A 24,196-nucleotide genomic window follows, 5' to 3' on the forward strand; every position below is an offset into this window, starting at 1 on the left:
CCGCTCAGGCCTCCTCGCCGCGCGTCCCCAGCGCGCCCGTGAGCTCGGACCTGCGCCGTATCCGCAGCTTGCGGTAGGCGTGGGTGAGGTGGGTCTCCACCGTGCGCCGGGCCAGGTGCAGCAGCCCGGCGATCTCCGCGTTGGTGCGTCCGCCCGCCGCCAGTTCGGCGACGCGCCGTTCACTCGCCGTCAGGGCGGCGGACCCGGTGCGGGACGAGGAGTGATGGCGGGCACCTCCCTCGCGCAGCGCGCGGGCGGCCAGGGCGTGGAGCCGTACCGCACCCTTGCGTTCCGCCCGTTCCGCGGCCTCGCGCAGGCTCTCGCGGGCATGGGAGCGCTCCCCCGCGCCCATGAGCTGGCGGCCCTGCGCGAGCAGCGCCGGGATCAGTTCCATGTCGATGTCGGCCGGTGCGCTCCGTAAGATCCCTACCGCTTCCCCGGCCAGTTCCAGGCCGCGCCGTCCACCGGTCACGGTGCCCAGCACGCGCAGGGCGCGGCCGACCGTGCGCGGGGTGTTCCACACCTCGGCCAGCCGCAGCTCCTCCTCCGCCAGCTCCACGGCCTCCCCCGCCCTTCCCGACCCCGGGCCGCACTCGGCGACCGCGGTCCGCCACGGCGTGACGACCGGGCTGACCACCTCGCGCGCCAGCTGGCGCCTGCCGCACTCCAGCCAGTCGTGGAGCGCTCCCGCCGAATCGCCCACGGCGGCCCGGAGCACGCCCCTGGCGTACAGGAAACGGTTCAGCTCCCAGGAGTCCGGCGCCCGGCGCAGGTCGAATCCCGCGGCGAGCCGCTGTGCCTCATCGGTGCGGTCGGCGTGCACGAGCGCCATCAGCACGTGGGCGTCGATGTTGCCCGGCCCCGCGTCGGCCGGTGTCCGGCGCGGGTCCGCGGCGGCGGCGAGCAGCGCGGCCTGGTCGCCCCGGGCGGCGGCGATGTCGGCCCGGGTGTTGACCAGGGCGCGGTGCATCGGGTGCAGCAGGGAGCAGCTCTGCAGGGCCAGGCCGCGCTCCACGAGCCTTTCCGCCTCGTCGAGTTCGTCCGCCCACTGGGCGACGGCCGCGGCCGTGCCCAGCAGGAACGGCTCCCCGGACGGGTCGGCGGGCTGGGCCAGCAGGGCGTGCACCTGTTTCATCGCGTCCCGTGCCGAGACCAGCCCGGCCGTCGCCGCGTACCGCACGAGCAGGGCCTGTCCTGCGGTGCCGACCAGCTCCGGGGAGCGCGCGGCCGTCTCGCCCAGCCATCCGTACGCCTCCTGCCGCTGGACCTGGTCCTGGTCGGACAGGATCGCCGTGGCGGTCTGCACGGTACGGGCCAGCCCGGGGTGCCCTGCCAGTCCGGCCTCGGTCCGGCGCAGCATTCCCATCGCCGTACGGACCTCGCCCTGGCCGGCGAGCGCGGTGCCGAGGGCGATCGCCGTGTGCACCCGGTCGCGGGGCTCGCCCTCCAGATGCAGGGCCTCCGCCAGCCGCGAGATCGCGGCCCCGGCGTCCGCCGAGAGGTATTCCAGGGAGCCCAGTTCGGTCAGCAGGCGCTGTCTGCGGGCGTCGGACAGCGGTTCGTCGAGCGCCCGGCGGAGATAGCCGACGGCGTCATCGGCCCGCATGGCGTCGACGGCCACCGTCACCGCGTCCCGCAGGACGCGTAACGCCCACGGCTTGCCGACGACGGGGGCGCGGAGCAGATGCCGGGCGACCGCCTCCACCCGTCCGCCCCGGGACAGCAGCGCTTTCGCGGCCGCCCGGTGCACCTCCTGCCGCTGCGGTGTCGGCCAGCCGGTGAGCACGGCGTCCCGCAGCAGCGGATGGGCGTAGCGGGGCTGCCCGTCGGGGCCGAGGCGCAGCAGTCCGAGCCGGGTCATCGCGGTGAGCCAGCCGGCGACCCGGGCGGGATCGGCCCCGGTCGCCTCGGCGAGCAGGGCGGGCGGATCGTCGGCGGGGTCCGGCGTCCCCACCTCCTCCAGCGCGGCGAGGGCGCGGGCCACCTCGGCGGTCGCCGTCCCCGCGCTGTCCAGCCACCAGGCGACGGCCGCCGGATACGCCCCCGGGTACAGGGCGGCGCAGGAGTCCGGCAGCGGGAGCGGCGGGGTGCCGCGCAGATCGTCCAGCAGGGCGAGCAGCAGCAGCGGATGGCCCGCCGAGGCCCGTACGCACTCCGCCGTCCACTCCGGGTCCGCCCCGGGGAGGAGGGCTTCGAGCATCTCCGCCGACGCCTCGTCGGTGAGCGGGGCGAGGGTGTGCGTGCGGACGAAGGAGGCGGAGAGCGCGTGGGTGAGACCGGCGGGCTGGGGGTCGATGTCGTACTGGCTGCGCTCGGTCGCCACCATCAGGACCGGCATCCGGTCCAGGACGCCGGCGGCCTCGGCGAGCCAGCGGCGCGAGGAACGGTCGGCCAGATGGACGTCGTCCACGGCCAGCAGCAAGGGGGACTGTGCCGCCAGGGAGCGCAGCAGCTCCCACAACCGGGCGGCTCTGCGGTGGTAGTCGGAGGACGGCATGCCCGCGTACTCCGGAACGTGGCCGAGAAGACGCCCCACGGTCGAGAGGGGCATGCCGTCGCCCTCAGGGGAACAGCGCACACGCAGCACGCACAGGCCGCGCTCCGCGGCGTGTGCGGCGGCGGCCTCCAGCACGGCGGTGCGGCCGGTGCCGGTCGCACCGCGCAGCAGGACGAGGCCGCCCACGCCGCGGAGGGCGCGCTCGGTCCCGGCCGCCAACAGTGTGTGTGCGTCGTCGCGTTCGCGCAGCGCATTGATCATCCAGGCCTCCTGAGAAGATGGTGCGCGCCGTCGCACTGTGAGAGTGACCGGCGCGAGCCCGGGTGGCGTGATATGACCCACAGGGCAGATTTTCTGCCCTCTTCTCTGCCCCTGGTGTGTCGAGGCTCACGGCCTTGATGTGCATCGCCCCGGCAGGGCCACCACGCCGCGTACGCACCCCCGTTGACCTGCGATGACGCGGATTCCCGGCGGGAGGTACGGGTGACCGCCGCGCTTCTCTCGTGGTCCGCGTCGTGGTGGTCCACGATTGCCCGTTCCGCGGTATTCGCAGAAGTGTGGCTCAGGTCCTTCCGCCGACGGCGCTCACGCCCGCCGGATCCGTGAACAGAGGAAAACGGTTGCTCAGCTCACCCCGGACCACCTCGGACACCGCCCTGGGAAGCCGGGTGCCCGTGTCCGTGACCGCCCCCGACCCGATCAGCCGCGAAGGTGCCGTCAGCCAGCTGCGCCGGCACCCGGAGGTCGAACTGCGCGAGGAGTCCCGCCCCGGCACGGTGGCCCTGCTGATCGAGGACGCCCTCGACGAGACGGCCCTCACCCGGCTGCGCCGCGTCGTGCGCAGCGAAGGTGCGCGTGCCGTGCTCGTCGTGGACACGATCCGCGAGAACGAACTGCTGGACGTCATCGAGTGCGGCGTCGGGGCCATCGTGTGGCGGCGCGAGGCCACCGCCCACCGGCTCGTGCAGGCGGTGCTGACCGCCGCCCGCGGCGAGGGCGACCTGCCCGCGGACCTGCTCGGCCGGCTCATCAACCAGGTGGGGACCCTGCACCGGGGCGGCCCCGGACGGCAGGGCAGTCCGTCCCTGGGCCTGACCCCCCGCGAGGTGGATGTCCTGCGGCTCGTCGCCGAGGGTCTCGACACCGGTGAGATCGCCGGAAAGTTGTCCTATTCCGAACGCACCGTCAAGAACGTGATGCACGGGCTCACGACCCGTCTCCATCTGCGTAACCGCGCACACGCCGTCGCCCATGCCCTCCGGGAGGGCTACATCTGACCGTTGGGGCAATCCCGGGCGGGCCGCCGGGCAGGACCGCTGTCCGTCGGCCGTCCCCGGCGTGCCTGGGGCCCCGGCGGGACACAGGGCACGATCGGTGGCATACGGCACCGAGCGGCGCCGGACGTACGGCAGGCACCACGGCAGGGCAGGAGCGGCAAGAGTGATCCACGAGGTGGACGAGGTCCTCAAACGCCTGCTCAGCGGCGGCGCGTTGGCGGGTTCCGGCATCGAGGTGTCCTTCGAGGCGCCCACCCGTGACTGGGCGGCCCGGCGCAATGCCCCCGTGGTCAACACCTACTTGTACGACATCCGGGAGGACGTGACCCGGCGGCAGCGCGGCCACACGTCGGTGCGCGACGAACGGAACATCGTGGTGCGCCGCAGCCAGCCGCCGCGCTGGTTCCGGCTGTCCTACCTGGTGACGGCGTGGACGAAGACCCCGCAGGACGAACACCGGCTGCTGTCCGCCGTGCTGGCGACGCTGCTGCCCCGGGAGCTGCTGTCCCCCGAGGAACTCCCCGGCTCGCTGGGGCGGCTCGGCCTGACGATTCCGCTGACGGTGGCCGGCCTCCAGGCCGAGTCGCGCTCCTTCGCCGAGATCTGGTCCGCGCTGGGCGGTGAGCTCAAGCCCTCCCTGGACCTGGTGGTCACCGCGCCCTTCCCGGCCTTCCCCGAATACGACGCCGGGCCCCCGGTCACCGAGGGCGCGACGATCCGCGTACGCGACCTGGAGGGCGACGCCTCCCGGCCCCCGGGGCGCTCCCACCGGCCCCATCAGGTGGCGGCGGCCCGCGCCGCCCATGAGGAGGCGGCGGCCCGCCGCGCGGAGAAGCGATGAACGCCCCGCACCCGCCCGCCGAGGCGCTGCACGGCGAGATCCCGGACATCCGGCCCCGCGACCCCTCCCACCCGCTGCTCGCCCGGCTGGCCGGACTCCGGCAGGCGGTGACCACGCTGGTCGGGCAGCGCTCCGCCACCGACCCGACGGCGGGTGACCCGCTGCGCGGCCTGTACCTCTCCGACGAGGCCGTGCTCCACCTGCTGAACACCTGGCCGGCCACGGACCCGGACGGCTCCCTCCCGCCGGAGACGCGGGCCGGACTGCCGGACGACGCCGACGACCGGCTGGCCCGGACGGCCGCCCGGCTGCGGCTGACCGACTGGGACGCGGCCGTCCTGCTCATCGCGCTCGCCCCGGACCTCGACCGCACCTTCGAGCCGCTCTACGGCTACCTCAACGACGACGTGAGCCGCCGCCGCGCCACGGTGGGCCTCGCCCTCGAACTGTGCGGGCTGCCCGGCCACCTGCCGGACGGCCGCGCGCGCTTCCATCCGACGGCGCCGCTGCTCGCCCTCGGGCTGCTGGAGGTCGACGAACCCGAACGCCCCTTCCTCTCCCGCTCGTTGCGCGTGCCGGACCGGGTGGCCGCACACCTGCTGGGTGACGACACCCCGGACGCCGCGCTGCTCGGCCGGCTCCAGCCCATGCCGGACCCGTTGGCCGCCGCCGAGCAGGACGAGGCCTTCGGCCGGCAGCTGGCCGCCCGGCTGCACGACGCTCCGCTCGCCGTCTACCTGCGGGAACACCGGGAGGGTGACGGCCTGGCCGCCCTCGCGTCCGCCCTGCGCGCGGCGGGCGTCGACGCGCTGCGCTACTCGGGCCACTCCGGCCCCCCTGACCCTTCCGGCCCCGCCGACCCCTCGGGGGCCGCCGGTGTCGCGCCCGGCGGGGCCCTCGTCGGCACCTCCGCCGGCACCGACGACGGCGTGCACGCGCTGCTGCGCGAAGCGCGCCTCAGCGGCCGGGCGATCGTGGTGTCCGGCCTGCCCGGCCGGCCGGCCCCGCTGGTCGAAGCGCTGACCCGGGCCACGGACGTGACCGTGCTGCTGGCCGACCCACGTCCGTACGACCCGCACTGGTCCCCGAACGACCCGCTCGTGCTGGAGGCGCCCCGGCGCCCGGCCGGCGGCGCCGCCGTCTGGCAGGCCGCTCTGGGCCCCGACGCCGGCCATCTCGACCTGACCGCCACCGTGGCGCCGTACCACCTCGGCGGCGAGCGCATCGGGCGTGCGGCCCGTGCCGCCCTGGCCCTGGCCGCCTTCGACGGGACACCGCTCACCGCCGGCCACATCCGGCTCGCCGCGCGGCAGCAGTCGGCGTCGGGCCTCGAACAGCACGCCCGCCGGATCCGGCCCGCCGTGGGCTGGGGGGACCTCGTCCTCCCGGACGAACCTCTCACGCAGCTGCGCGAACTCGCCCTGCGCGCCCGCCACCGCGACCGGGTCCTCGGCGACTGGAGGCTCAGCGCGGGCGGTGGGCGCGGCCGTGGTGTCGTCGGCATGTTCGCGGGCGAGTCCGGCACCGGGAAGACGCTGGCGGCGGAGGTGGTCTCGGCCGACCTGGGCCTCGACCTCTACGTGGTCCAGCTGTCCTCGATCGTGGACAAGTACATCGGCGAGACCGAGAAGAACCTCGAACGGATCTTCACCGAGGCCGACAGCACGGACGCCGTGCTCCTCTTCGACGAGGCCGACGCCGTCTTCGGGAAGCGCTCGGAGGTCAAGGACTCCCACGACCGGTACGCCAACATGGAGAGCTCCTACCTCCTGCAGCGGCTGGAGTCCTTCGACGGCATCGCCCTGCTCACCACCAACCTGCGGTCCAACATCGACGAGGCGTTCACCCGGCGTCTGGACCTGGTGGTCGACTTCCCGTTCCCCGACGCCGGCCAGCGGCTGGCGCTGTGGCATCACGGCCTGGCGCACGTCCCGTCGGCCGAGGACATCGACGCCGCGCCCCTGGCCCGGGACTTCGAGCTGGCCGGCGGGTCGATCCGCAGCGCGGTGGTCACCGCCGCCTACCTCGCCGCCGGGCGGGACGAGCCGGTCGGGGCGGGCGACCTGCTGGAGGGCGCCCGACGCGAGTACCGCAAGGCGGGACGGCTGGTGCCGGGCGAGGCGAACTGGTGAGTCCGCCCCGGCCGGCCGGGGCCGTCCGCGTCACACGGTGAACTTGACGGCTTCGAGCTGGAGCTTCAGCTTCATGTCGCTTCCGCCGTAGACCCGGTCCGCGGGCCCGGTGCAGAAGCGGCCTCCCCACCCCTGGCCCCCGACGCCGGTGGTCCGGCAGACGGTGCCTTCGAGGACCCCGATGGTGAACCCCTGCATCGTCCTTACTCCGGGCCGGGCTCACAATCCCGGCACCGCACCAGGCGTCACCGCCAGGGCCGCACTACGCGTCGTCCCACTCGGAACCCGAGGAGTCCGGGTCGTGTCCCACGGTCCTGTCCGTCATCGTCCCGTTGAGCACCGAGTCCTCCAGTTCCACACCGATCTCAGCGGCCCGCGCCTCCACCTGCGCCACCACATCGGGGTATGCCTTCATCCACTCCGGCATCCGCCAGCCGGGGAAGTACTGGGCGTGGGTGCCGGAGGCCTGGACCTCGTAACCGTTGGGCCGGCCGATGTGATCGTTGACGGCCTCGAAGGCCCACTGGCAGCTGGCGCACGCCTTCTTGACACCGCCCATCATGACCTTCTCGATGTCCCCCGAGGTGTTCGGGTTCGCCACCCAGTCGGCGACATGCCGGCCCAGCACGGTCATCTCACCGTGCTGTGAACTCTTGTCGGACTCCGTGCCCCCGACGGCGAACCACTGGATGGACCTGCGCAAGGCGTCGTTGACAGCGAGCAGCCCGGGAGCGTTGCCGTGCCCCTCGGCGTAGTCACCCGCCGTCAGGGCCTTGAGCTTCGTCCGGTCCCTCTTCTTGGCGTGCTGCATCTCGGGGTCCCCGTCCACGTACTTCCGCAGCTCCGCCTCGACCACCTTCTTGTCGTTGTCGGTGACCCGCCTGTCGCCGGTGTTCCCCGCGATGGCCAGGGCCTGCCCGCCGGGGAGGAGCGACACCGCCAGGTGGGGAGTGATCTTGCCCTTGCCTCGCTGGGGTTGGCCATGCTTGTTCGTGTAGTCGCTGTTCGTCTTGGTGACGGTCTCCAGGGCGATCCGGGACAGCCGGTCCAGCATGCGCAGGGTCACGTCCCGGTCCTCCGGAGGGGTCGGCTTCGTCTGCCGGTACGCGCCCCCGGTGCCTTCCCCGGTCTCGGAAGCAACCCGCTGGACCTCGGGTGTGTCCGCTCCGGCGGACTCCACGGCACGCTGCACCGGCGCGGACGAGCCCGGCAGGGAGAGGTCGGGCGCGGCGCCCTGGGCCATCTTCCGGCCGTTGGCGGCGGACTGCTTCTCGAAGGGGTCGTCCTGGTGCGAGACCTTGGCCCCCGCACCGTTGTCCGTCCCCGCCACCGGACCCATCGTCTGCTGACGGACGTGGTCCAGCTCGTGGAAGATCGTCTCGTCGTCCAGGTGCGGCTTCTGGCTGACGATGTCCGAACCCGTGGTGTAGGCCACGGCGTTGAACTCCATCGCCGAACGCTGCGCGACCGGCCCGGTGTGCAGCCGGACGTGGTCGAAGCTCATCCCGTACGCCTGCTGGGCCTTGTCGAGGATGCGGGGCTCCGGCCGGCTGCCCGGCGAGGAGATCGCCTCCTGCACCGAGACCCTCCGCTGGACGGCCGGCTGTTCTCCGGACGGCGCCGCCTCACCGTGGCCGCACCCGGGCCCGTGCGCGTGCCGCTCCTCCTCGATGGCGCGCGACACGGCCGCGTTCCCCGCCATGCGCTGGAGGGCCAGCAACCGGCCGGCCTGCGTGCTCGGCGCACCGGCGCGGCGAGGTCTGCTCCGGTCCCCGGGCTGCGGGGCCGGTGTTTCGTGTGCGCGCACGACGCTCCCTTCGGAACCGGACAGCTGACCACCCAGCTCTACCCGCCCGCCCCGGCCCCCGGCAGGGCCGCGAGGGCAGCCTTGCGGGCAACGTCGTCACGCACAGGCGGACGCATCGCACAGAAGTGCCCTTGTGGGCAAGAGAGGTGCCCCCGACCGGGCCCCGCAGGACGTTTCGGGAGACGCGCTTCGCGCGTGAAGGTGAAAGCCGGTCCTGTCTCGTACCCCGAGGAGAGCAGAGCATGCCGTCCTACCTGTCGCCCGGCGTATACGTCGAGGAGGTGGCCAGCGGCTCGCGCCCGATCGAGGGTGTGGGCACTTCGGTTGCGGCCTTTGTCGGCCTCGCGTCGACCGGGCCCCTGAACGAACCCACCCTGGTGACCAACTGGACGCAGTACGTCGCGGCGTTCGGTGACTTCACCGACGGGTACTACCTGGCGCACTCCGTCTACGGCTTCTTCAACAACGGCGGCAGCGCCGCCTACGTCGTACGGGTCGGCGGTTCGGCGGAGGGCGCGTCCGACGCCGCCCCCGCCGCCGTGACCGGCTCCAGGACCCCGGCCGCGCTGCCGACGGGTGAGCCGCAGCAGCTCGGCACCTTCACGGTGACGGCGCTCGCGCCCGGGCAGAGCGGCTCGCTGACCGTCGAGGTCGCCGACCCCGAGGGCGAGGGGCCGGCCGAGCGCTTCAAGCTGGTCGTCAAGGACGGCGAGAAGACCGCCGAGACCTTCGACGTGACCGCCAAGAAGAGCGGCCGCAACTACGTCGTCACGCAGGTCAAGGAGCGCTCCAAGCTCATCACCGTGCAGGAGGCCGCGCCCGCCGCGCAGCTCGCACGGCCCGAGAACCAGACCGTGGCGCTCGCGGCCCCGGCCGCCGCCGCCCCGGCCGTCCCCGCGGCGGACACCTCCGCCCACCCCGGGCCCGCCCAGTACCTCGGTGACTCCGCGGACCGCACCGGCTTCGGCGGTCTGGAAGCCGTGGACGAGATCTCCATGGTCGCCGTCCCCGACCTGATGTCCGCCTACCAGCGCGGAGCGATCGACCTGGAGGCCGTCAAGGCGGTCCAGCTCGGTCTGATCGCGCACTGCGAGCTGATGGGCGACCGCGTCGCGGTCATCGACCCGCCGCCGAGCCTGAACGCCCGCGAGATCAGGGTCTGGCGCCAGGAGACCGCCGGCTACGACTCCAAGTTCGCGGCCCTGTACTACCCCTGGATCAAGGTCTTCGACCCGGCGTCCGGCCAGTCGCGACTGGTCCCGCCGAGCGGTCACGTCTCCGGCATCTGGGCCCGCAACGACTTCGAGCGCGGCGTGCACAAGGCGCCCGCCAACGAGGTCGTACGCGGCGCGGTCGACCTGGAGATCCAGATCACCCGCGGTGAGCAGGACCTGCTCAACCCCATCGGCGTCAACTGCATCCGCGCCTTCCCCGGCCGCGGTGTCCGCGTCTGGGGCGCCCGCACCATGTCCTCGGACCCGGCCTGGCGCTACCTGAACGTGCGCCGGTACTTCAACTACCTGGAGGAGTCGATCCTGATCGGCACCCAGTGGGTGGTGTTCGAGCCGAACGACACGAACCTGTGGGCCCGCATCCGGCGCAACGTATCGGCGTTCCTCGTCAACGAGTGGCGCAGCGGCGCCCTCTTCGGCTCGCGTCCCGAGGAGGCCTTCTACGTCAAGTGCGACGAGGAGACCAACCCCCCGGAGTCGGTCGACGTCGGTCGCGTGATCTGCGAGATCGGCATCTCCCCGGTCAAGCCCGCCGAGTTCGTGATCTTCCGGCTGGCCCAGTTCTCCAGCGGCAACGGCGAGCTGGAGGAGTAGGCCGCCGGCCCGCACCCCCAGCCCTCGTACGCGATCGACAAGAACTCCGGTAGGACGGGAAAAAGATGAGCATCGGTCCGGGTGACGCGTTCACCTCACATAACTTCGGCCTCCAGATCGACGGCGTGATGGTCGAGTACCTCGCGGAGGTCAACGGCCTCACCATCGAGCAGGACGTCATCAAGCACCTTTCCAACTCCGCGCAGGGCAAGCCCGAGGTCAGCCTCATGCCAGGCACGCAGAAGGACGGGCAGTGCACGGTGGTCCGGGGTATGACCCCGTCGGCGTCGTTCACGACGTGGATCAACGACTCGATCGCCGGTCAGATGTCCACGGCCCGCAAGAACGCCTCCATCATCGTGATGGATTATCAGAACAACCCGACGAAGCGCTACAACATGCGCAACGCCTGGTGCAGCAAGATCGACGCCAGCGCCCTGAAGGCCGGTGAGGCCTCGGCGCTGACGGAGACCGTGACCATCGTCTTCGAAGAACTGGTCATCGAGTAATGCGGCGTACTACGGCCAGGGCCGGCGCGGGCCCGATCGCGGACGTACCGGCGCCCGAGGCCGTGGCGGGGCCGGAGCAGACGCCTGCTCCGGCCCCGGCCCCCGCCCCCGCTCCCGTGCCGCAGCGGCTGCAGACGGAGTTCCCCTTCGAGCTGCCGCGCGGTTACGTCGACGAGGCGGGCACCGTGCACAAGGACGGCGTGATGCGCCTGTCCACGGCCCGGGACGAGCTGATCCCCCTGCGGGACGTCCGGGTCCAGGAGAACCCCGCGTATCTGTCGGTGGTGCTGCTCGGCCGGGTCATCACCCGGCTCGGCACACTGTCGATGGTGCACGACGGGACGGTGGAGAACATGTTCGCCTCCGACCTCGCGTTCCTCCAGGACTTCTACCGGCAGATCAACGCCGAGGGCCACACCCGGGCGGCGGTGGAGTGCCCGCACTGTTCCGAGCCCTTCGAGGTGGAACTCGGCGGGAGCCGCCTGGGGGAATCGTGACGTACGCGACCGACCGGCTGCATGAGGAGATCGCGTACGTCGCCTATCACTTCCACTGGAGCCTCGAGGCGATCCTGGACCTGGAACACCACGACCGCCGGCTGTACGCGGACCAGATCGCGTCCTTCGTGACGCGCGCCGGGGCGGAGGGCTGAGACGTGGGGTTCCTGGACCGGATGCGGGGCCGTGAGGCCCGCGCAGACGCACAACACACCGCACCCGCCGGGGCCGGGCCTGCCGAACCCACCGGACCCGCCGGGCCTGCCGACCCGGCCGGGTCCGGCCAGGGGGCCGACCCGGGCCCGGCGTCCGGCTCCGCCTCCGGGTCGGTGCCGACGGCCGTCGCGTCCTGGTCCGGCCTGCCGCCGATCCAGCGGGCGATGGGCGCCGGGCGGTCGGTGGTCGCGGACGCCGGGTTCGGCGGGCGGCTGCCGACGTGGCAGAACCCTTCGTTCACCGGGACGCCGTCGCTCGGCGTCATGAACACGGCGCCGGACAGCCTCCTCTCGGGCGCGCTGACCCGCTCGGCCCACCCGGTGGCGGGGCTCGAAGGGCGCTCGGGCGCACTGCCGCTGGCGACAGGCGCGGCAGAGCCGGTGGTGCAGCGTGCCCCGGCGGTGCCGCTACGGGCGCTGCCTTCGGCACGGCCGGCACAGTCGGCCCGGTCGACACCTGCGTCGGGGCCGGCCTCGGCGTCGGCGCCTGCACCGGCGCCCGCCTCACAGAGGCCCGGGGGTCCTGCGCGCGCGGGCGGGCGTTCTGCGGCTGCGCGGCCTGCTGCTCCGCCGGCCTCCTCGGCACCCGCGTCGGCGGCTGCCGTTCCGGCCGTGCAGACGCGGCCCCTGGGCAGTCCTTCCGCGTCAACTCCCGCTTCCCTGCCGGTGTCTCCGGCGGCGGCGCCTCCCGCTGTCAGTGACCGGAGCGCGGCTGTCGGCGCACCGACCGCAGCCGGGAGCACGGCCCGTGCGGACGCGGCCCCCGCGCCGGGCCGGCGTGCAGCCGCTGCCGAGACATCGGCGCCTTCCGGGGCGTCCCCCGCACCCGTACGGGCGGTCCGGAGCCCGGGGCCCAGGACCGCCCCCGCGCCGGCGCCCGGTGTCCGCGTGGCGCCGGTACCGCCCGCCCCGTCGCGGGCTCGGCCCCTGACCAAGGCACCCGCCGTGCAGCGGCGGGTCCTGCCGGCCACACGGCGAGAGCCCTCCGCCCCGGGGGGCACGCAGAGTGCGCCCGGAGCGGCGACCGCAACTGAAGGTGACCGAGGGGGAGTCGGCGCGACCGGTTCCCCCCGCGCCACGCCCTCGCCCGCGCCTTCGCCCGCGCCCTCGCCCGCGCCTTCTCCTGCGCCCGCGCCGCAGAGCACCGCCGGGCGTACGCCGACCGATGGCGCCCCCTTGCAGCGCGCGGTGGCCCCGCGCGACACCGCACCGGGCCGCCCCGGCGACGGCGTGACCACGGGGACGCGCGGTGCCGAAACGCCCCGCGCCGCCTCGTCCGGTGCGGGATCGTCGGGCGACGGCTCACGCGGGGCCGGTGCGTCCGGTGCTAGTGCGTCCGGTGCTAGTGCGTCCGGTGCCGGTTCGTCCGGTGGAGCAGAGGCGGGCGCTCCCAGGACGGAAGGCGCACGCAGCGCTTCCGGCACGGGGCCCGGCGGGCCCGCCCCGGCATCTGCCCCGGTCCAGCGGGCCGTGGCCGAGGGCGCGGCACCCCGTGGCCCCCGCGACAGGGCAGCCTCCCCACCCGTACGGCCCGCCGGTCCCGGCGGAACGGCACCGGCCGAGCAGAGCGCCCCGCGCGGCCTCGGCCGCCCGACGAACGCGCCTCGGCCTCCGTCCGCGCAGGCGCCCCCGAACGCGCCTCGCGATCCGGCTGCCCCGGGTGCCCCCATAGCCTCCGCCGGTCCGCGCGACGCGAAGGCCGCTGTGCAGCGGCGCACCGCCGATGCCGGCAGCCCCGGCACACCGCCGTACACCGGCGACCGCGCCCGCCCGGCGGCCCCTGCCGCACCTGCCGGGTCGAGCGGTCCGGCTGCCCCCGCCCCGCGCGGCGGCACCGCACGCGCGGACGGGCAGCCCCCGGTGCGGAGCGCCGAGCCGAGGCCCTCCGCCACCGGCTCGGACACGCCTGCCGCCCGGCCGTCCGCGACAGCGGGCTCCGGCAACGGCGGAGCCGGGCGCACCACTTCTCCGGCTTCGGGCTCACCGGCCCCGGTCCAGCGCGCGACATCGGACACCCGTAACCCGGCCGCCGGTGCCGCCCCCGCCGGCCCTTCGCCCTCCCCGGCGCCCGTCCGGGGCGCGGCATCGGACACCCGTGGCCCGGCGTCCCCCACGCCGCCCACGGCCACCGCCCCCGCCGCCCTCCCGGTCTCGGCCCTCCCGCGCACCACACCGCCGGGCACGGGCGGCAACCGGCCGACCGGCCCGCGCGGCAGCACACCGAAGCCGGCCCGCCCGGGTCTCGGCGCCCCGATGTCGTCCGCACCGGTGTCCGCGCCTCCCATGGCCCCCGCACCCGCCTCACAGCCACACGTGCGGACGGCCCCGCAATCGCCGCCCCCCGCACACGATCCGCCGCCCGCCGCGCCGTCCCCGGCCGCACCGCACCGCGCGCCCGCGGCAGCGCCCCCCGTGCAGCAGGTCCGACGCGCGGTGGCTCCCGCTCCCGTCGGGCAGCAGGTCCAGCGCACCACGGCCGCGCCCCCCGCCGCCGCGACCCGGCGTCGTACCCCGCTCGGCGCCCCGATGTCCTCGGCGCCCACGGACGCGGCCCCGCTCATCCCCCCTCCCATCCCGCGGGCCGTCGGCCCCCGAGCCACCGCACCGGCGTCACCTGCCGGCCCGCCGACCACCACCACGGCCCCCGCCGTCCCCGCACAGAGCACCCGGGCCCCGCTGCCCCCGCTGCCCCCGCTGCCGGCACCTCCTCAGGCCCCCCGGCCTCCGGCCGCCGTCCTGCCCTCGTCGCCCACCCGCGTCCAGCGCCGTGCCATGCCCCTCACCGCCGTACCGCTGCGCGGCCTCACACCGCCCGGGACCGCCGCCGCGTCCCCGCTCCCCGTCGCGCCCCTCACCCCGCCGTCGGCGACACCGCCGGCGCCCTCCCGCCCCGTACAGTCCAACGGCGGCAGTGCCTCGGACCCCACCGTCCAGCGCCTCGGCGGCGGTTCGTCCATCGGCGCACTCGCCTCCGCGGCCGCCGGCACGGTGGCCACCACCCTGAGCCGTATCCGGCCGCACCGGAGCGGGCGCACCACCCCGCCCCCGGCCTACGAACGGCCCTCCGGCAGCCCGCCCGCGGCTTCGCCGCCCCCGTACTCCCCGCCCGCCGGCGGCTCCACCCCGCCGCCGGGCTCCACGACCTCGCAGCAGGAGCCGCCGCCCGAGTACACGGCCGTCCCGGCCGGCGGATTCGACCCCCGCGAGCTCACCGACTTCCAGCTCGACGAGCTCGTGCACCGGATCATCGGCCGCATCACCCGCCTCATCCGTACCGAGTTGCGGATGGACCGCGAACGGATCGGCAGGCTCCGCGACCCCCGTCACTGACCGGGCGCCCCCGCCGTCCGACCACCACCTCCGACGTAGACGTATCCGACGAAAGGCCCACCCGCGATGCCCCGCCAGGACCCGGGCTCAACCATCTGGTTCACCCTCACCATCGACGGCGAGAGCCTCGGTTACTTCAACGGGTGCGAAGGCCTGTCGTCCCAGGTGGAGATCGAGCAGCGCCAGGAGGGCGGCAACAACGGGTTCGTGTGGCAACTGCCCACCCGCGTCTCCTTCTCCAACATCCGGCTGACCCGTCCCCTCACCCCGGACACGGCCAAGGTCGCCAAGTGGATCTCCTCCGTCCAGACGGGGATCAAGCGGCCGACCGCCCAGATCTCCGCCCTGCGCGCGGACGGGTCGCTGGTCGCCCGCTGGGGGCTGATCGACGTACTGCCCGTCAGCTGGCAGGGCCCCAGCCTCGACCCCGGCAACCCGGCCGTGGCCAACGAGGTCCTGGAGATCGCCCACCACGGCTTCACGGACTGACGGCGCCGAAGAGCAGAGAGGAAGACCATGGCCCAGAGCAGCAAGGGCGCCGGCAAGAGCCTCGTACGAGCCGGCCTCGCCATCCACGAGCCACCGGTGGGCACGAGCACCACACCCGGCGCGCTCATGAGGACGTTCAGCTTCGAGTTCAACCCGGCGCAGCTGTCCCTCAGCCAGCGCGCCCAGTGGAAGGCGACCCCGACCGCGGCCGTACGGGACGGCTCGAAGCCGGAGTTCATGGGAGCCGAGCCCCGGGAGATGACCCTGGAGATCTTCCTGGACTCCTCCACCAAGCCGACCGGCAACACCGTGCTGAAGAAGGTGGAGTCGCTGCTGGGCTGCTGCGAGGTGACCGCCAACAGCATCGCCGCCAACCAGCCGTCACCGCCCTGGGTGGTCTTCCAGTGGGGGTCGTTCTCCACGGCCCGCTTCACGGCGTACGTCAGCTCCATCGAGGCGTCGTACACCCTCTTCGGGACGACCGGCATCCCCATCCGCGCCACCTGCCAGGTGCAGCTGCACGAGATCCCCGGCAAGACCAAGGGCCAGAACCCGACCTCCGGCGCACTCACCGCCCAGCGCGTGCACCAGGTCGTCGCGGGCGACTCCCTCCAGTCGCTGGCATGGCGCGAGTACGGCAACGCCACCGCGTGGCGTGCGATCGCCGAGGCCAACGGCATCGACGACCCGTCCCGTCTGCCCTCCGGCACGCAACTCCTGCTGCCCGCCGCCGAGGAGGTGCCTCACTGATGGTGCAGACCGCGTTTTCCACCATCATGCAGGTCACCATCGGCGGTGCGAAGCTGCCCGCCGCCATCGCCCCGATGCTCGTCGAGGGCTGGGTCGACCAGGGTGCCGGTGTCCCCGCCGCCTTCCGGCTCACCTTCCGCGACCCGTACCACCTGGTGCTCGGCGAGCTGAGCGTGAAGTTCGGCACCCGGGTGGTCCTCACCCCGGTGGCGGACGGCCAGGGCGTCGGCAAACCGCTGCTGACCGGTGAGGTCACCGGCATGGAGGCCGACTACGACGGCACCGGCAGCTTCACCGTCATCCGCGGCTACGACTTCGGGCACCGCCTGATGCGCCAGCGCCGGGTCGCCGCGTACCGCAACCAGACGGCCTCCGACATCGCCCGCAAGCTCGTCGGCATGGACGGCGTGCCCGTCGGCCGCATCCAGCCGACGAAGGGCGCGTACGGGTTCATCAGCCAGTCCAACGTCACCGACTGGGACTTCCTGGCCCGGCTCGCCGACGAGAACGGCATGGTGATGTCCCTGGACCCCAAGGGGAAGTTCCGGTTCGTCAAACCGAACCCGTCGTCCGGCGCGCCCTCACCCGGTACGGACGGCGACAAGAGCCCCTTCGTCCTCCAGGCCGGTCACGACATCCTGCGGCTTCGGGCCGCCGTCACCGCCGCCGACCAGGTCGGCGAGGTCGAGTCGCGCGGCTGGAACGTCACCACCAAGAAGAAGATCACCGAGGTCTCGCCCGCCAAGACCGACCCGGGCATCTCCATCGGCCTCACCCCGGGTGAGGCCGCCGGGAAGTTCAAGGCGGCCAAGCTCGTCGAGACGAGCAACCCCTACGACAAGCAGGACGAGGTGCGGCACGCCTCGCAGGCGCTCGCCGCCGACGTCACGTCCTCCTTCGCCGAGCTGGAAGTCGTGGTGCGCGGCAACCCGGAACTGCGGCCCGGTGTGCCCGTGGCCCTCGCCGACGTCGGCAAGCCCTTCGAGGGGAAGTACACCGTCACCTCCGTACGCCATGTGTTCGGCGACGGGAAGCACTACGAGTCCTGGGTCACCGTCAGCGGACGCCAGTGGCGCTCGCTGTACGGGCTGGCCTCGGGCGGCGGCACCCCGGACGGCGGCCGGCTGCCCAGCGTCGCCAACGCCATCGTCACCGACGTGCAGGACCCGCTCAAGCAGGGCAGGGTCAAGCTCCAGTTCCCCTGGCTCGACAACACCTACGTCAGCGACTGGGCGCGCAGCGTGCAGTCCGGCGGCGTGGGCGGTGGCGGCGTCTTCCCCATGGACGTCGGCGACGAGGTGCTGGTCGCCTTCGACCGGGGTGCTCTGGACCACCCGTTCGTGATCGGCGGGCTCTACAACGGCCGGGACGTGCCCACCAGGAACGACGTGCCCCTGCACGACGGCCTGAAAAAGAAGGCCACCCGGCACACCGTGTCCGACCGCCAGGGCAACCGCGTCGACCTGCTCAGCCAGCGGACCGGAGCGCGGAAGCAGGGCGTTCGGATCGCCAGCGGCGACGACAGGCTGACCATCAACCTCGACCGCACCAAGACCGAGATCACCGTCGACAGCAAGGGCGCGGTCAGCATCACGGGCAGTCGCTCGGTGTCGGTGGAGGCGGGCACGGACCTCTCGCTGAGCGCACGCCGCGCGGTGACGATCAAGAGCGGCGGCCCGCTCACCCTTCAGGGGCAGGGCATGGTCAACCTCAGGTCCACGGGCGGCGTGGTCAGCGTGAACGCGATGGGCGCCCTGAACCTGTCGGCGACCGGCGCCGCGTCGCTCTCCGCCACGGGGATCGTGTCCGTCCAGTCGGTGGCCAACGTGAACATCAAGGCCATCAAGCTCGACCTCATGGGCGGCTTCTTCGTCAACACCATCAAGTACCCGTTCGGATGACCGGACGCCCCTACCGGCATGCCGGGTCCGTATCGAGAAGAAGGCAGGTGGCTCCCTGATGGCCGAACAGTTCGTCGGTTCCGGCTGGGCCTTCCCGCTGCGCATCGGCCCCACGGGCGGCATCGCCCTCGTCAGCGGGGAGCGGGAGGTCGAGGAGGCCATCAGGCTCGTCCTGGCCACCGCCCCGGGCGAGCGGCCGATGCGCCCCGAGTTCGGCTGCGCCATCCACGACCTCGTCTTCGCACCGGTCAACGAGCAGACCGCCGGCCGCATCCAGCACGAGGTCCACGCCAGCCTGGACCGCTGGGAGCCCCGCATCGAGGTCCACGAGGTCGAGGTGACCGCGGGCGCCGAACAGAACGTCCTGTTCATCGACGTGCGTTACGCCATCCGCGGCACCAACAACCCGCGCAGCCTGGTCTTCCCGTTCTACGTCATCCCCTCCCACGACGAACCCGGGGAGCCGGGCCCCTCCGGCGGCTCCGGTGCCCCTGCCGAAAGCGACCGCTGATGTCCCTGCCCTCCCCCAACCTCGACGACCGCCGCTTCCAGCAGTTCGTCGACGACGCCAAGCGCTACATCCAGCAGCGCGCCCCGGAGTGGACCGACCACAACGTCTCCGACCCGGGTGTCACCCTCGTCGAGACGGTCGCGCACATGGCCGACCAGATCGTCTACCGCCTCAACCGGGTGCCGGAGAAGAACCATCTGGCCTTCCTCGACCTCGTCGGCATCACCCTCTTCCCGCCGGCCGCCGCCCGCACCGACGTCACGTTCTGGCTGTCCGCCCCGCAGGAGGAGGCGATAGCCGTGCCGGTCGGCACCGAGGTGGCGACCGTACGCACGGAGCGGGAGAGCGCCGTCGTCTTCGCCACCGAACGCGAACTGACCGTGGTGCCCAGCGCGCTCCGGTACCTCGTGGTGCAGCACCAGGGCGAGCCCGTCGCCGACCGGACCGACGACCTCGCCGAGGGCAAGGACCTGTTCTGCTTCGCCGAGTCGCCCACCCCCGGCGACTGCATGCTGATCGGCCTCACGGCCGCCGTCCCGCACTGCGCCCTCGCCCTCGAACTCGACAGCCGCGTCGACGGTGTCGGCGTCGACCCCCGGCAGCCCCCGCTCGTGTGGGAGGCCTGGACCGAGGACGGCTGGCGGCCCTGCGAGATCGACCGCGACGGCACCGGCGGTCTCAACCGGCCCGGCGACATCGTCCTGCACATCCCCGGCGGCCACGTCCTCTCCCGCAACGGCGGACAGGAGGCGGGCTGGCTGCGCTGCCGCGTCACCGAACCCCAGCCCGGCCAGCCCTTCTACGCCACGTCGCCGACCATCCGGTCCGCCGAGGCCTACACCATCGGCGGCACCACCGGCGTCGTGCACGCCGAGGCCGTGTACGACGAGGCGCTCGGCGAGTCCATCGGGCTGCCGGGCCAGCGGCTGCGGCTCACCCACGCCCCCGTGGTCGGCGACGACCCGCCCCTCTGGCTCCAGACCGCCGAGCACGACGGCTGGGAGGACTGGCAGGTGGTCCCGCACTTCGCGGCGTCCCGGCCCGACGACCGGCACATCACCCTGGACGCCGCGACCGGCGAGATCGCCTTCGGCCCCGCCGTCCGCGAACCCGACGGCACCCTCCGCCAGTACGGCGCAGTCGCCCCCAAGGGCTCCGTCATCCGCGCCCGCCGCTACCGCACCGGCGGCGGCCGGGAGGGCAACGTGGCCCGCGGCACCGTCCAGGTCCTGCGCACCTCCATCCCGTACGTCGCCGAGGTCGTCAACCGCGAAGCCGCCCGCGGCGGCGTCGACGGCGAGACGGTCGAGGAGGCCAAGCTCCGGGCGCCCATCACCCTCCGGGCCCAGGAACGCGCCGTGACCCTGCGCGACTACGAGGAACTCGCCCGCCGGGCCGCCCCCGAGACGGCCCGCATCACCTGCCTGGAGGGCGAGGAGAGCGAGTACGGCGCCTACGCGATACGGGTCCTCGTCGTGCCCCAGGCCGTCCCCGACCCCGGCGGCCGGCTCCGCTTCGAACAACTCGTCCCGGGCGACGCGCTGCTCGGCCGCATCACCCGCCACCTCGACGAACGCCGCCTCATCGGCACCCGGGTCGCCGTGGGCCCGCCCTACTACCAGGGGGTCACCGTGGTGGCCACCGTCCACGCCTTCCGCGGGGTGGACACCGACCGCGTACGCCGCCAGGTCCACGACGCCCTCTACCACCACCTCGACCCGCTCACCGGGGGCGCCGACGGCCGCGGCTGGCCCTTCGGCCGCCCGGTCCAGGCGGGCGAGGTCTTCGCCGTCCTCCAGCGGGTCCCCGGTGTCGAACTGGTCGACGAGGTCATCCTGCACCCCGCCGACCCGCTGACCGGCAAGCGCGGCGACCCGACCAACCGCATCGACCTCGAACCGCCGTCCCTGGTCTTCTCCTTCGACCACCGCGTACGCGTGATCGGAGACGGGGCGTGACAGCCGTCATCTGCTCAGGAGGCCACCGATGAGAGGCTCGGTCGACGGCCTCGGTTCGTCCACACCCATCAGCACGATGCTCCCCGCCGTCTTCGCGGAGGACGATCTCGCCCAGCGCTTCGTCGGCGGGCTCGACGACGTCCTGGCGCCGATCCTGAACGTACTCGACTGCGTGGACGCCTACTTCGACCCTGCCCTCACCCCGGTGGACTTCGCCCAGTGGCTCAGCACCTGGGTCGGCGCCGAGACCGACGGCACCGAACCGGAGCCACGGCTGCGCGCCGCCGTGGCCGCCGCCGCACGGCTGCACCGCGTACGGGGCACCCGGCGCGGCCTCTCCGAGGCGGTACAGCTCGCCTTCGGCACCGAACCGGAGATCTCCGAGAGCGGCGGCGCCACCTGGAACGCCCGCCCCCTCGGCCCCGTCCCCGGCAAGCCCCGCCCCCACCTCCACGTCACCATCGCCCTCCCCGATCCCACCCCCGCGGACACGCACCGCCTGGACGCCCTCGTGGCGGCCGCCCGCCCCGCGCACATGCCCTACACCGTCACCGTGACGGCCGCCGAAAGGACCCCGGAGAGATGACCACGCAGAACTGCGCCGAGTGCGGCACCCGCGCGGAACCGGGTCAGTCGTTCTGCGACGCCTGTGGCGCCGTGCTCAGCTGGAGCCCAGGTCCCCGCACCGGTAACGCGGCACAGGCCGCCGGTTCCACCCCGCCCGCCGGATCCGCGTCGCCCGGCAACGGCCCGGACGCGACGCCCCCTGCCGGCGTAGGCGTCCACACCGGCGCCGCCGCGACGGCGCCCGGCGAGGCAGGCCCTTCGGCCGCGACACCCGACGCCTCGCGCCTGCCGCGCCACCACCGCGACGTCCAGGAGCCCGGCCGGGCGAACGCGGCGGGCGGGGCGACCGACGGCTGGGCCGCCGCCTCGCCCGGCGCCTCCGACGGCCGGCACCCGGGCGAGACCGACCCCACCGTCCCGCTGCCCGCCTCCGGCGAGAGCGCGGCCGACCGCGCCCGCTCCCTCCTCGTCCCGGTCGCCGAGCCCGAGCCGTCCCACTCCTCGCCGCCCCCCGCCGCCGCTCCGGTCCTGCCCGGCCGCCCCGACACCGACCGGCCGCAGGTACGCGTCCCCGGCCCCCAGCAGGACACGGGGAACGGCCCGCCCTGCTCCTGGTGCGCCACCCCCAACCGCCCCGACCGCCACTACTGCGTCCGCTGCGCGATGCCGCTGGCCGCCAACGACGAACGCGCGCCCGCCCCCCTCCCGTGGTGGCGCCGCCTCGCGGGCTCCCGCAGGAACGAGAACCCGTGGGCCGGCGACAGGCCCCGCATCCGCCGCGCCTTCGACCGCATCGGCACATGGATCACCGCCGCCGTCGTCGTCACCCTGGCCGTTCTCGGCGTGGTGTACCTCCCCGACGGCATCCAGGCCACCAAGGACCACTTCGCCAAGCGCGCGATGGTCGCCCCCGACGAACTCGCGGCGTCCCGCTCGTGGACCGGCCACAAGCCGCAGCTCGCCTTCGACAAGGTGAACAACACGTGGTGGGGCCCGGGGGTCACACAGTCCGGTGAGGGCGAGTGGATCGAGGCCCGCTTCGACCAGCCGACCCGCCTGCTGGACGTGATCATCACTCCGGGCGTGTCCATCCGCGCCGACGACCTCAACAAGTCCGCACTGCCGCAGCGCATCAAGGCGACGATCACGACGAAGGACGGAAAGACCGCGACCCGCCAACTGACCCTGGACCAGGGCACGGGCGGCCAGCGGCGCGCGTTCCGCGTCGGCGAGGCCGTCAAGGTGCGCTTCACCGTCGAGTCGGCCCACGCAGCGTCCTCGGACAAGCAGGTGGCCATCGCCGAGATCGAGTTCTTCGGCCCGTCGAACACCGACGGGTCCTGACCCGGCCGCACCTGAACACCGCACAGCGGCAACAACGACGACGCCGGCCCCCGGGAACGAATCCCGGGGGCCGGCGTCGTACGGATACCGCGGTACCGCCTGGAGCTGCTGATCCGAGGATCAGAAGTCCATGTCACCGCCCGGCATGCCGCCCGGAGCGGCCGCAGAGGCCTTCTCCGGCTTGTCGGCGATGACGGCCTCGGTGGTGAGGAAGAGCGCGGCGATGGACGCGGCGTTCTGCAGAGCGGAGCGCGTGACCTTCGCCGGGTCGATGATGCCCTCGGCGATCATGTCGACGTACTCGCCGGTCGCGGCGTTGAGACCGTGACCGATCGGCAGGTTGCGCACCTTCTCGACGATGACGCCACCCTCGAGACCACCGTTGACGGCGATCTGCTTGAGCGGGGCCTCCAGCGCGAGCTTCACGGCGTTGGCGCCCGTGGCCTCGTCACCGGTCAGGTCGAGCTTCTCGAAGACGGCCGAGGCCTGGAGCAGAGCCACGCCACCACCGGCGACGATGCCCTCCTCGACGGCGGCCTTGGCGTTGCGCACCGCGTCCTCGATGCGGTGCTTGCGCTCCTTGAGCTCCACCTCGGTGGCGGCGCCGGCCTTGATGACGGCCACGCCGCCGGCCAGCTTCGCGAGGCGCTCCTGGAGCTTCTCGCGGTCGTAGTCCGAGTCGGAGTTCTCGATCTCGGCACGGATCTGCTTGACGCGACCCTGGACCTGGTCGCTTTCGCCGCCACCGTCGACGATGGTCGTCTCGTCCTTGGTGATGACGACCTTGCGAGCGGTGCCGAGCAGGTCGAGACCGGCGTTCTCCAGCTTGAGACCGACCTCCTCGGAGATGACGGTGCCACCGGTGAGGATGGCGATGTCGCCGAGCATGGCCTTGCGGCGGTCACCGAAGCCCGGAGCCTTGACGGCGACGGACTTGAAGGTGCCACGGATCTTGTTGACGACCAGGGTCGACAGGGCCTCGCCCTCGACGTCCTCCGCGATGATCAGCAGGGGCTTGCCCGACTGCATGACCTTCTCGAGCAGCGGAAGGAGGTCCTTCACGTTGCTGATCTTGGAGTTGACGATCAGGATGTACGGGTCGTCGAAGGACGACTCCATACGCTCCATGTCGGTGGCGAAGTACGCCGAGATGTAGCCCTTGTCGAAGCGCATACCCTCGGTGAGCTCGAGCTCCAGACCGAAGGTCTGGGACTCCTCGACGGTGATGACGCCTTCCTTGCCGACCTTGTCCATCGCCTCGGCGATCTTGGCGCCGATCTCGGTGTCGGCGGCGGAGATGGAGGCCGTCGAAGCGATCTGCTCCTTGGTCTCCACGTCCTTCGCCTGCTCCAGCAGAGCGGCGGAGACGGCCTCGACGGCCTTCTCGATGCCACGCTTCAGAGCCATCGGGTTGGCACCCGCGGCGACGTTGCGCAGGCCCTCGCGGACGAGCGCCTGGGCGAGAACGGTGGCGGTGGTCGTACCGTCGCCGGCGACGTCGTCCGTCTTCTTGGCGACCTCCTTGACCAGCTCCGCACCGATCTTCTCGTACGGGTCCTCGAGCTCGATCTCCTTGGCGATGGAAACACCATCGTTGGTGATCGTGGGCGCGCCCCACTTCTTCTCGAGGACGACGTTACGGCCCTTGGGGCCGAGGGTGACCTTGACGGCGTCGGCGAGCTGGTTCATCCCGCGCTCGAGACCGCGCCGTGCCTCCTCGTCGAACGCGATGATCTTGGCCATGT

General features: G+C 73.3%; 19 protein-coding genes. 15 read left to right on the forward strand and 4 right to left on the reverse strand.

What is annotated here, in order from left to right:
* Nucleotides 1-4 precede the first annotated feature (4 nt).
* Nucleotides 5-2,758, reverse strand: a complete 2,754-nt coding sequence (locus ACIBCU_RS33940) for a LuxR C-terminal-related transcriptional regulator (protein ID WP_399236187.1) — start codon at nucleotides 2,756-2,758, stop codon at nucleotides 5-7.
* Nucleotides 2,759-3,117: 359 nt separating this feature from the next.
* Here ACIBCU_RS33940 and ACIBCU_RS33945 point away from each other — a divergent pair, with 359 nt between their 5' ends.
* From ACIBCU_RS33945 to ACIBCU_RS33955, 3 genes are all read left to right on the forward strand, one after another.
* The gene (locus ACIBCU_RS33945) at nucleotides 3,118-3,774 is read left to right on the forward strand and encodes a response regulator transcription factor (protein WP_362936345.1); all 657 of its coding nucleotides are present in this window, start codon (nucleotides 3,118-3,120) and stop codon (nucleotides 3,772-3,774) included.
* A 163-nt stretch (nucleotides 3,775-3,937) separates the two neighbouring features.
* The gene (locus ACIBCU_RS33950; RefSeq protein ID WP_362936342.1) at nucleotides 3,938-4,615 is read left to right on the forward strand and encodes a DUF4255 domain-containing protein; all 678 of its coding nucleotides are present in this window, start codon (nucleotides 3,938-3,940) and stop codon (nucleotides 4,613-4,615) included.
* Nucleotides 4,612-6,747: an AAA family ATPase gene (locus tag ACIBCU_RS33955; protein ID WP_399236190.1), complete on the forward strand. Its 2,136-nt coding sequence runs from the start codon at nucleotides 4,612-4,614 to the stop codon at nucleotides 6,745-6,747. The genes ACIBCU_RS33950 and ACIBCU_RS33955 overlap by 4 nt, the downstream gene beginning before the upstream one ends.
* A gap of 30 nt (nucleotides 6,748-6,777) precedes the next feature.
* Here ACIBCU_RS33955 and ACIBCU_RS33960 read toward each other — a convergent pair whose 3' ends face one another.
* Nucleotides 6,778-6,945, reverse strand: a complete 168-nt coding sequence (locus tag ACIBCU_RS33960; protein WP_399236192.1) for a hypothetical protein — start codon at nucleotides 6,943-6,945, stop codon at nucleotides 6,778-6,780.
* Nucleotides 6,946-7,009: 64 nt separating this feature from the next.
* Nucleotides 7,010-8,554, reverse strand: coding sequence for a DUF4157 domain-containing protein (locus ACIBCU_RS33965; protein WP_399236194.1), 1,545 nt, complete (start codon nucleotides 8,552-8,554; stop codon nucleotides 7,010-7,012).
* Nucleotides 8,555-8,796: 242 nt separating this feature from the next.
* Between ACIBCU_RS33965 and ACIBCU_RS33970 the strand changes: the two genes are divergently transcribed.
* The 12 genes from ACIBCU_RS33970 to ACIBCU_RS34025 all read left to right on the forward strand — a co-directional run bounded on the left by ACIBCU_RS33970 (nucleotide 8,797) and on the right by ACIBCU_RS34025 (nucleotide 22,451).
* Nucleotides 8,797-10,380: a phage tail sheath subtilisin-like domain-containing protein gene (locus tag ACIBCU_RS33970; RefSeq protein ID WP_399236196.1), complete on the forward strand. Its 1,584-nt coding sequence runs from the start codon at nucleotides 8,797-8,799 to the stop codon at nucleotides 10,378-10,380.
* 65 nt (nucleotides 10,381-10,445) lie between these two features.
* Entirely contained in the window at nucleotides 10,446-10,889 is a 444-nt protein-coding gene (locus ACIBCU_RS33975; RefSeq protein ID WP_104787890.1) for a phage tail protein, read from the forward strand.
* A complete protein-coding gene (locus ACIBCU_RS33980) occupies nucleotides 10,889-11,386 on the forward strand; it encodes a hypothetical protein (RefSeq protein ID WP_399236199.1) in 498 nt (165 codons plus the stop codon). Before ACIBCU_RS33975 ends, ACIBCU_RS33980 begins: the two co-directional genes overlap by 1 nt.
* Entirely contained in the window at nucleotides 11,383-11,541 is a 159-nt protein-coding gene (locus ACIBCU_RS33985; protein ID WP_187355792.1) for a DUF6760 family protein, read from the forward strand. Before ACIBCU_RS33980 ends, ACIBCU_RS33985 begins: the two co-directional genes overlap by 4 nt.
* A 2,493-nt stretch (nucleotides 11,542-14,034) precedes the next feature.
* Nucleotides 14,035-14,931, forward strand: coding sequence for a hypothetical protein (locus ACIBCU_RS33990; protein WP_399236202.1), 897 nt, complete (start codon nucleotides 14,035-14,037; stop codon nucleotides 14,929-14,931).
* Between the two features lie 66 nt (nucleotides 14,932-14,997).
* Nucleotides 14,998-15,420 (forward strand): phage tail protein, encoded by a 423-nt coding sequence (locus tag ACIBCU_RS33995; protein WP_104787882.1) that lies wholly within the window; start codon nucleotides 14,998-15,000, stop codon nucleotides 15,418-15,420.
* A gap of 27 nt (nucleotides 15,421-15,447) precedes the next feature.
* Complete coding sequence (locus ACIBCU_RS34000; RefSeq protein ID WP_362936324.1) at nucleotides 15,448-16,170, forward strand: LysM peptidoglycan-binding domain-containing protein; 723 nt, start codon at nucleotides 15,448-15,450, stop codon at nucleotides 16,168-16,170.
* A complete protein-coding gene (locus ACIBCU_RS34005) occupies nucleotides 16,170-18,071 on the forward strand; it encodes a VgrG-related protein (RefSeq protein WP_362936321.1) in 1,902 nt (633 codons plus the stop codon). The genes ACIBCU_RS34000 and ACIBCU_RS34005 overlap by 1 nt, the downstream gene beginning before the upstream one ends.
* Nucleotides 18,072-18,129: 58 nt before the next feature.
* Nucleotides 18,130-18,582 (forward strand): GPW/gp25 family protein, encoded by a 453-nt coding sequence (locus ACIBCU_RS34010; RefSeq protein ID WP_362936318.1) that lies wholly within the window; start codon nucleotides 18,130-18,132, stop codon nucleotides 18,580-18,582.
* Nucleotides 18,582-20,540 (forward strand): putative baseplate assembly protein, encoded by a 1,959-nt coding sequence (locus ACIBCU_RS34015; RefSeq protein WP_399236205.1) that lies wholly within the window; start codon nucleotides 18,582-18,584, stop codon nucleotides 20,538-20,540. The genes ACIBCU_RS34010 and ACIBCU_RS34015 overlap by 1 nt, the downstream gene beginning before the upstream one ends.
* 28 nt (nucleotides 20,541-20,568) lie before the next feature.
* Entirely contained in the window at nucleotides 20,569-21,126 is a 558-nt protein-coding gene (locus ACIBCU_RS34020) for a phage tail protein (RefSeq protein WP_362936312.1), read from the forward strand.
* The gene (locus tag ACIBCU_RS34025) at nucleotides 21,123-22,451 is read left to right on the forward strand and encodes an NADase-type glycan-binding domain-containing protein (protein WP_399236208.1); all 1,329 of its coding nucleotides are present in this window, start codon (nucleotides 21,123-21,125) and stop codon (nucleotides 22,449-22,451) included. The genes ACIBCU_RS34020 and ACIBCU_RS34025 overlap by 4 nt, the downstream gene beginning before the upstream one ends.
* A gap of 120 nt (nucleotides 22,452-22,571) precedes the next feature.
* Here ACIBCU_RS34025 and groL read toward each other — a convergent pair whose 3' ends face one another.
* Entirely contained in the window at nucleotides 22,572-24,194 is a 1,623-nt protein-coding gene (groL, locus tag ACIBCU_RS34030; protein WP_351272810.1) for a chaperonin GroEL, read from the reverse strand.
* Between the last annotated feature and the right edge of the window lie 2 nt (nucleotides 24,195-24,196).

This window comes from Streptomyces sp. NPDC051064 (assembly GCF_044455985.1).
Taxonomy (GTDB): domain Bacteria; phylum Actinomycetota; class Actinomycetes; order Streptomycetales; family Streptomycetaceae; genus Streptomyces.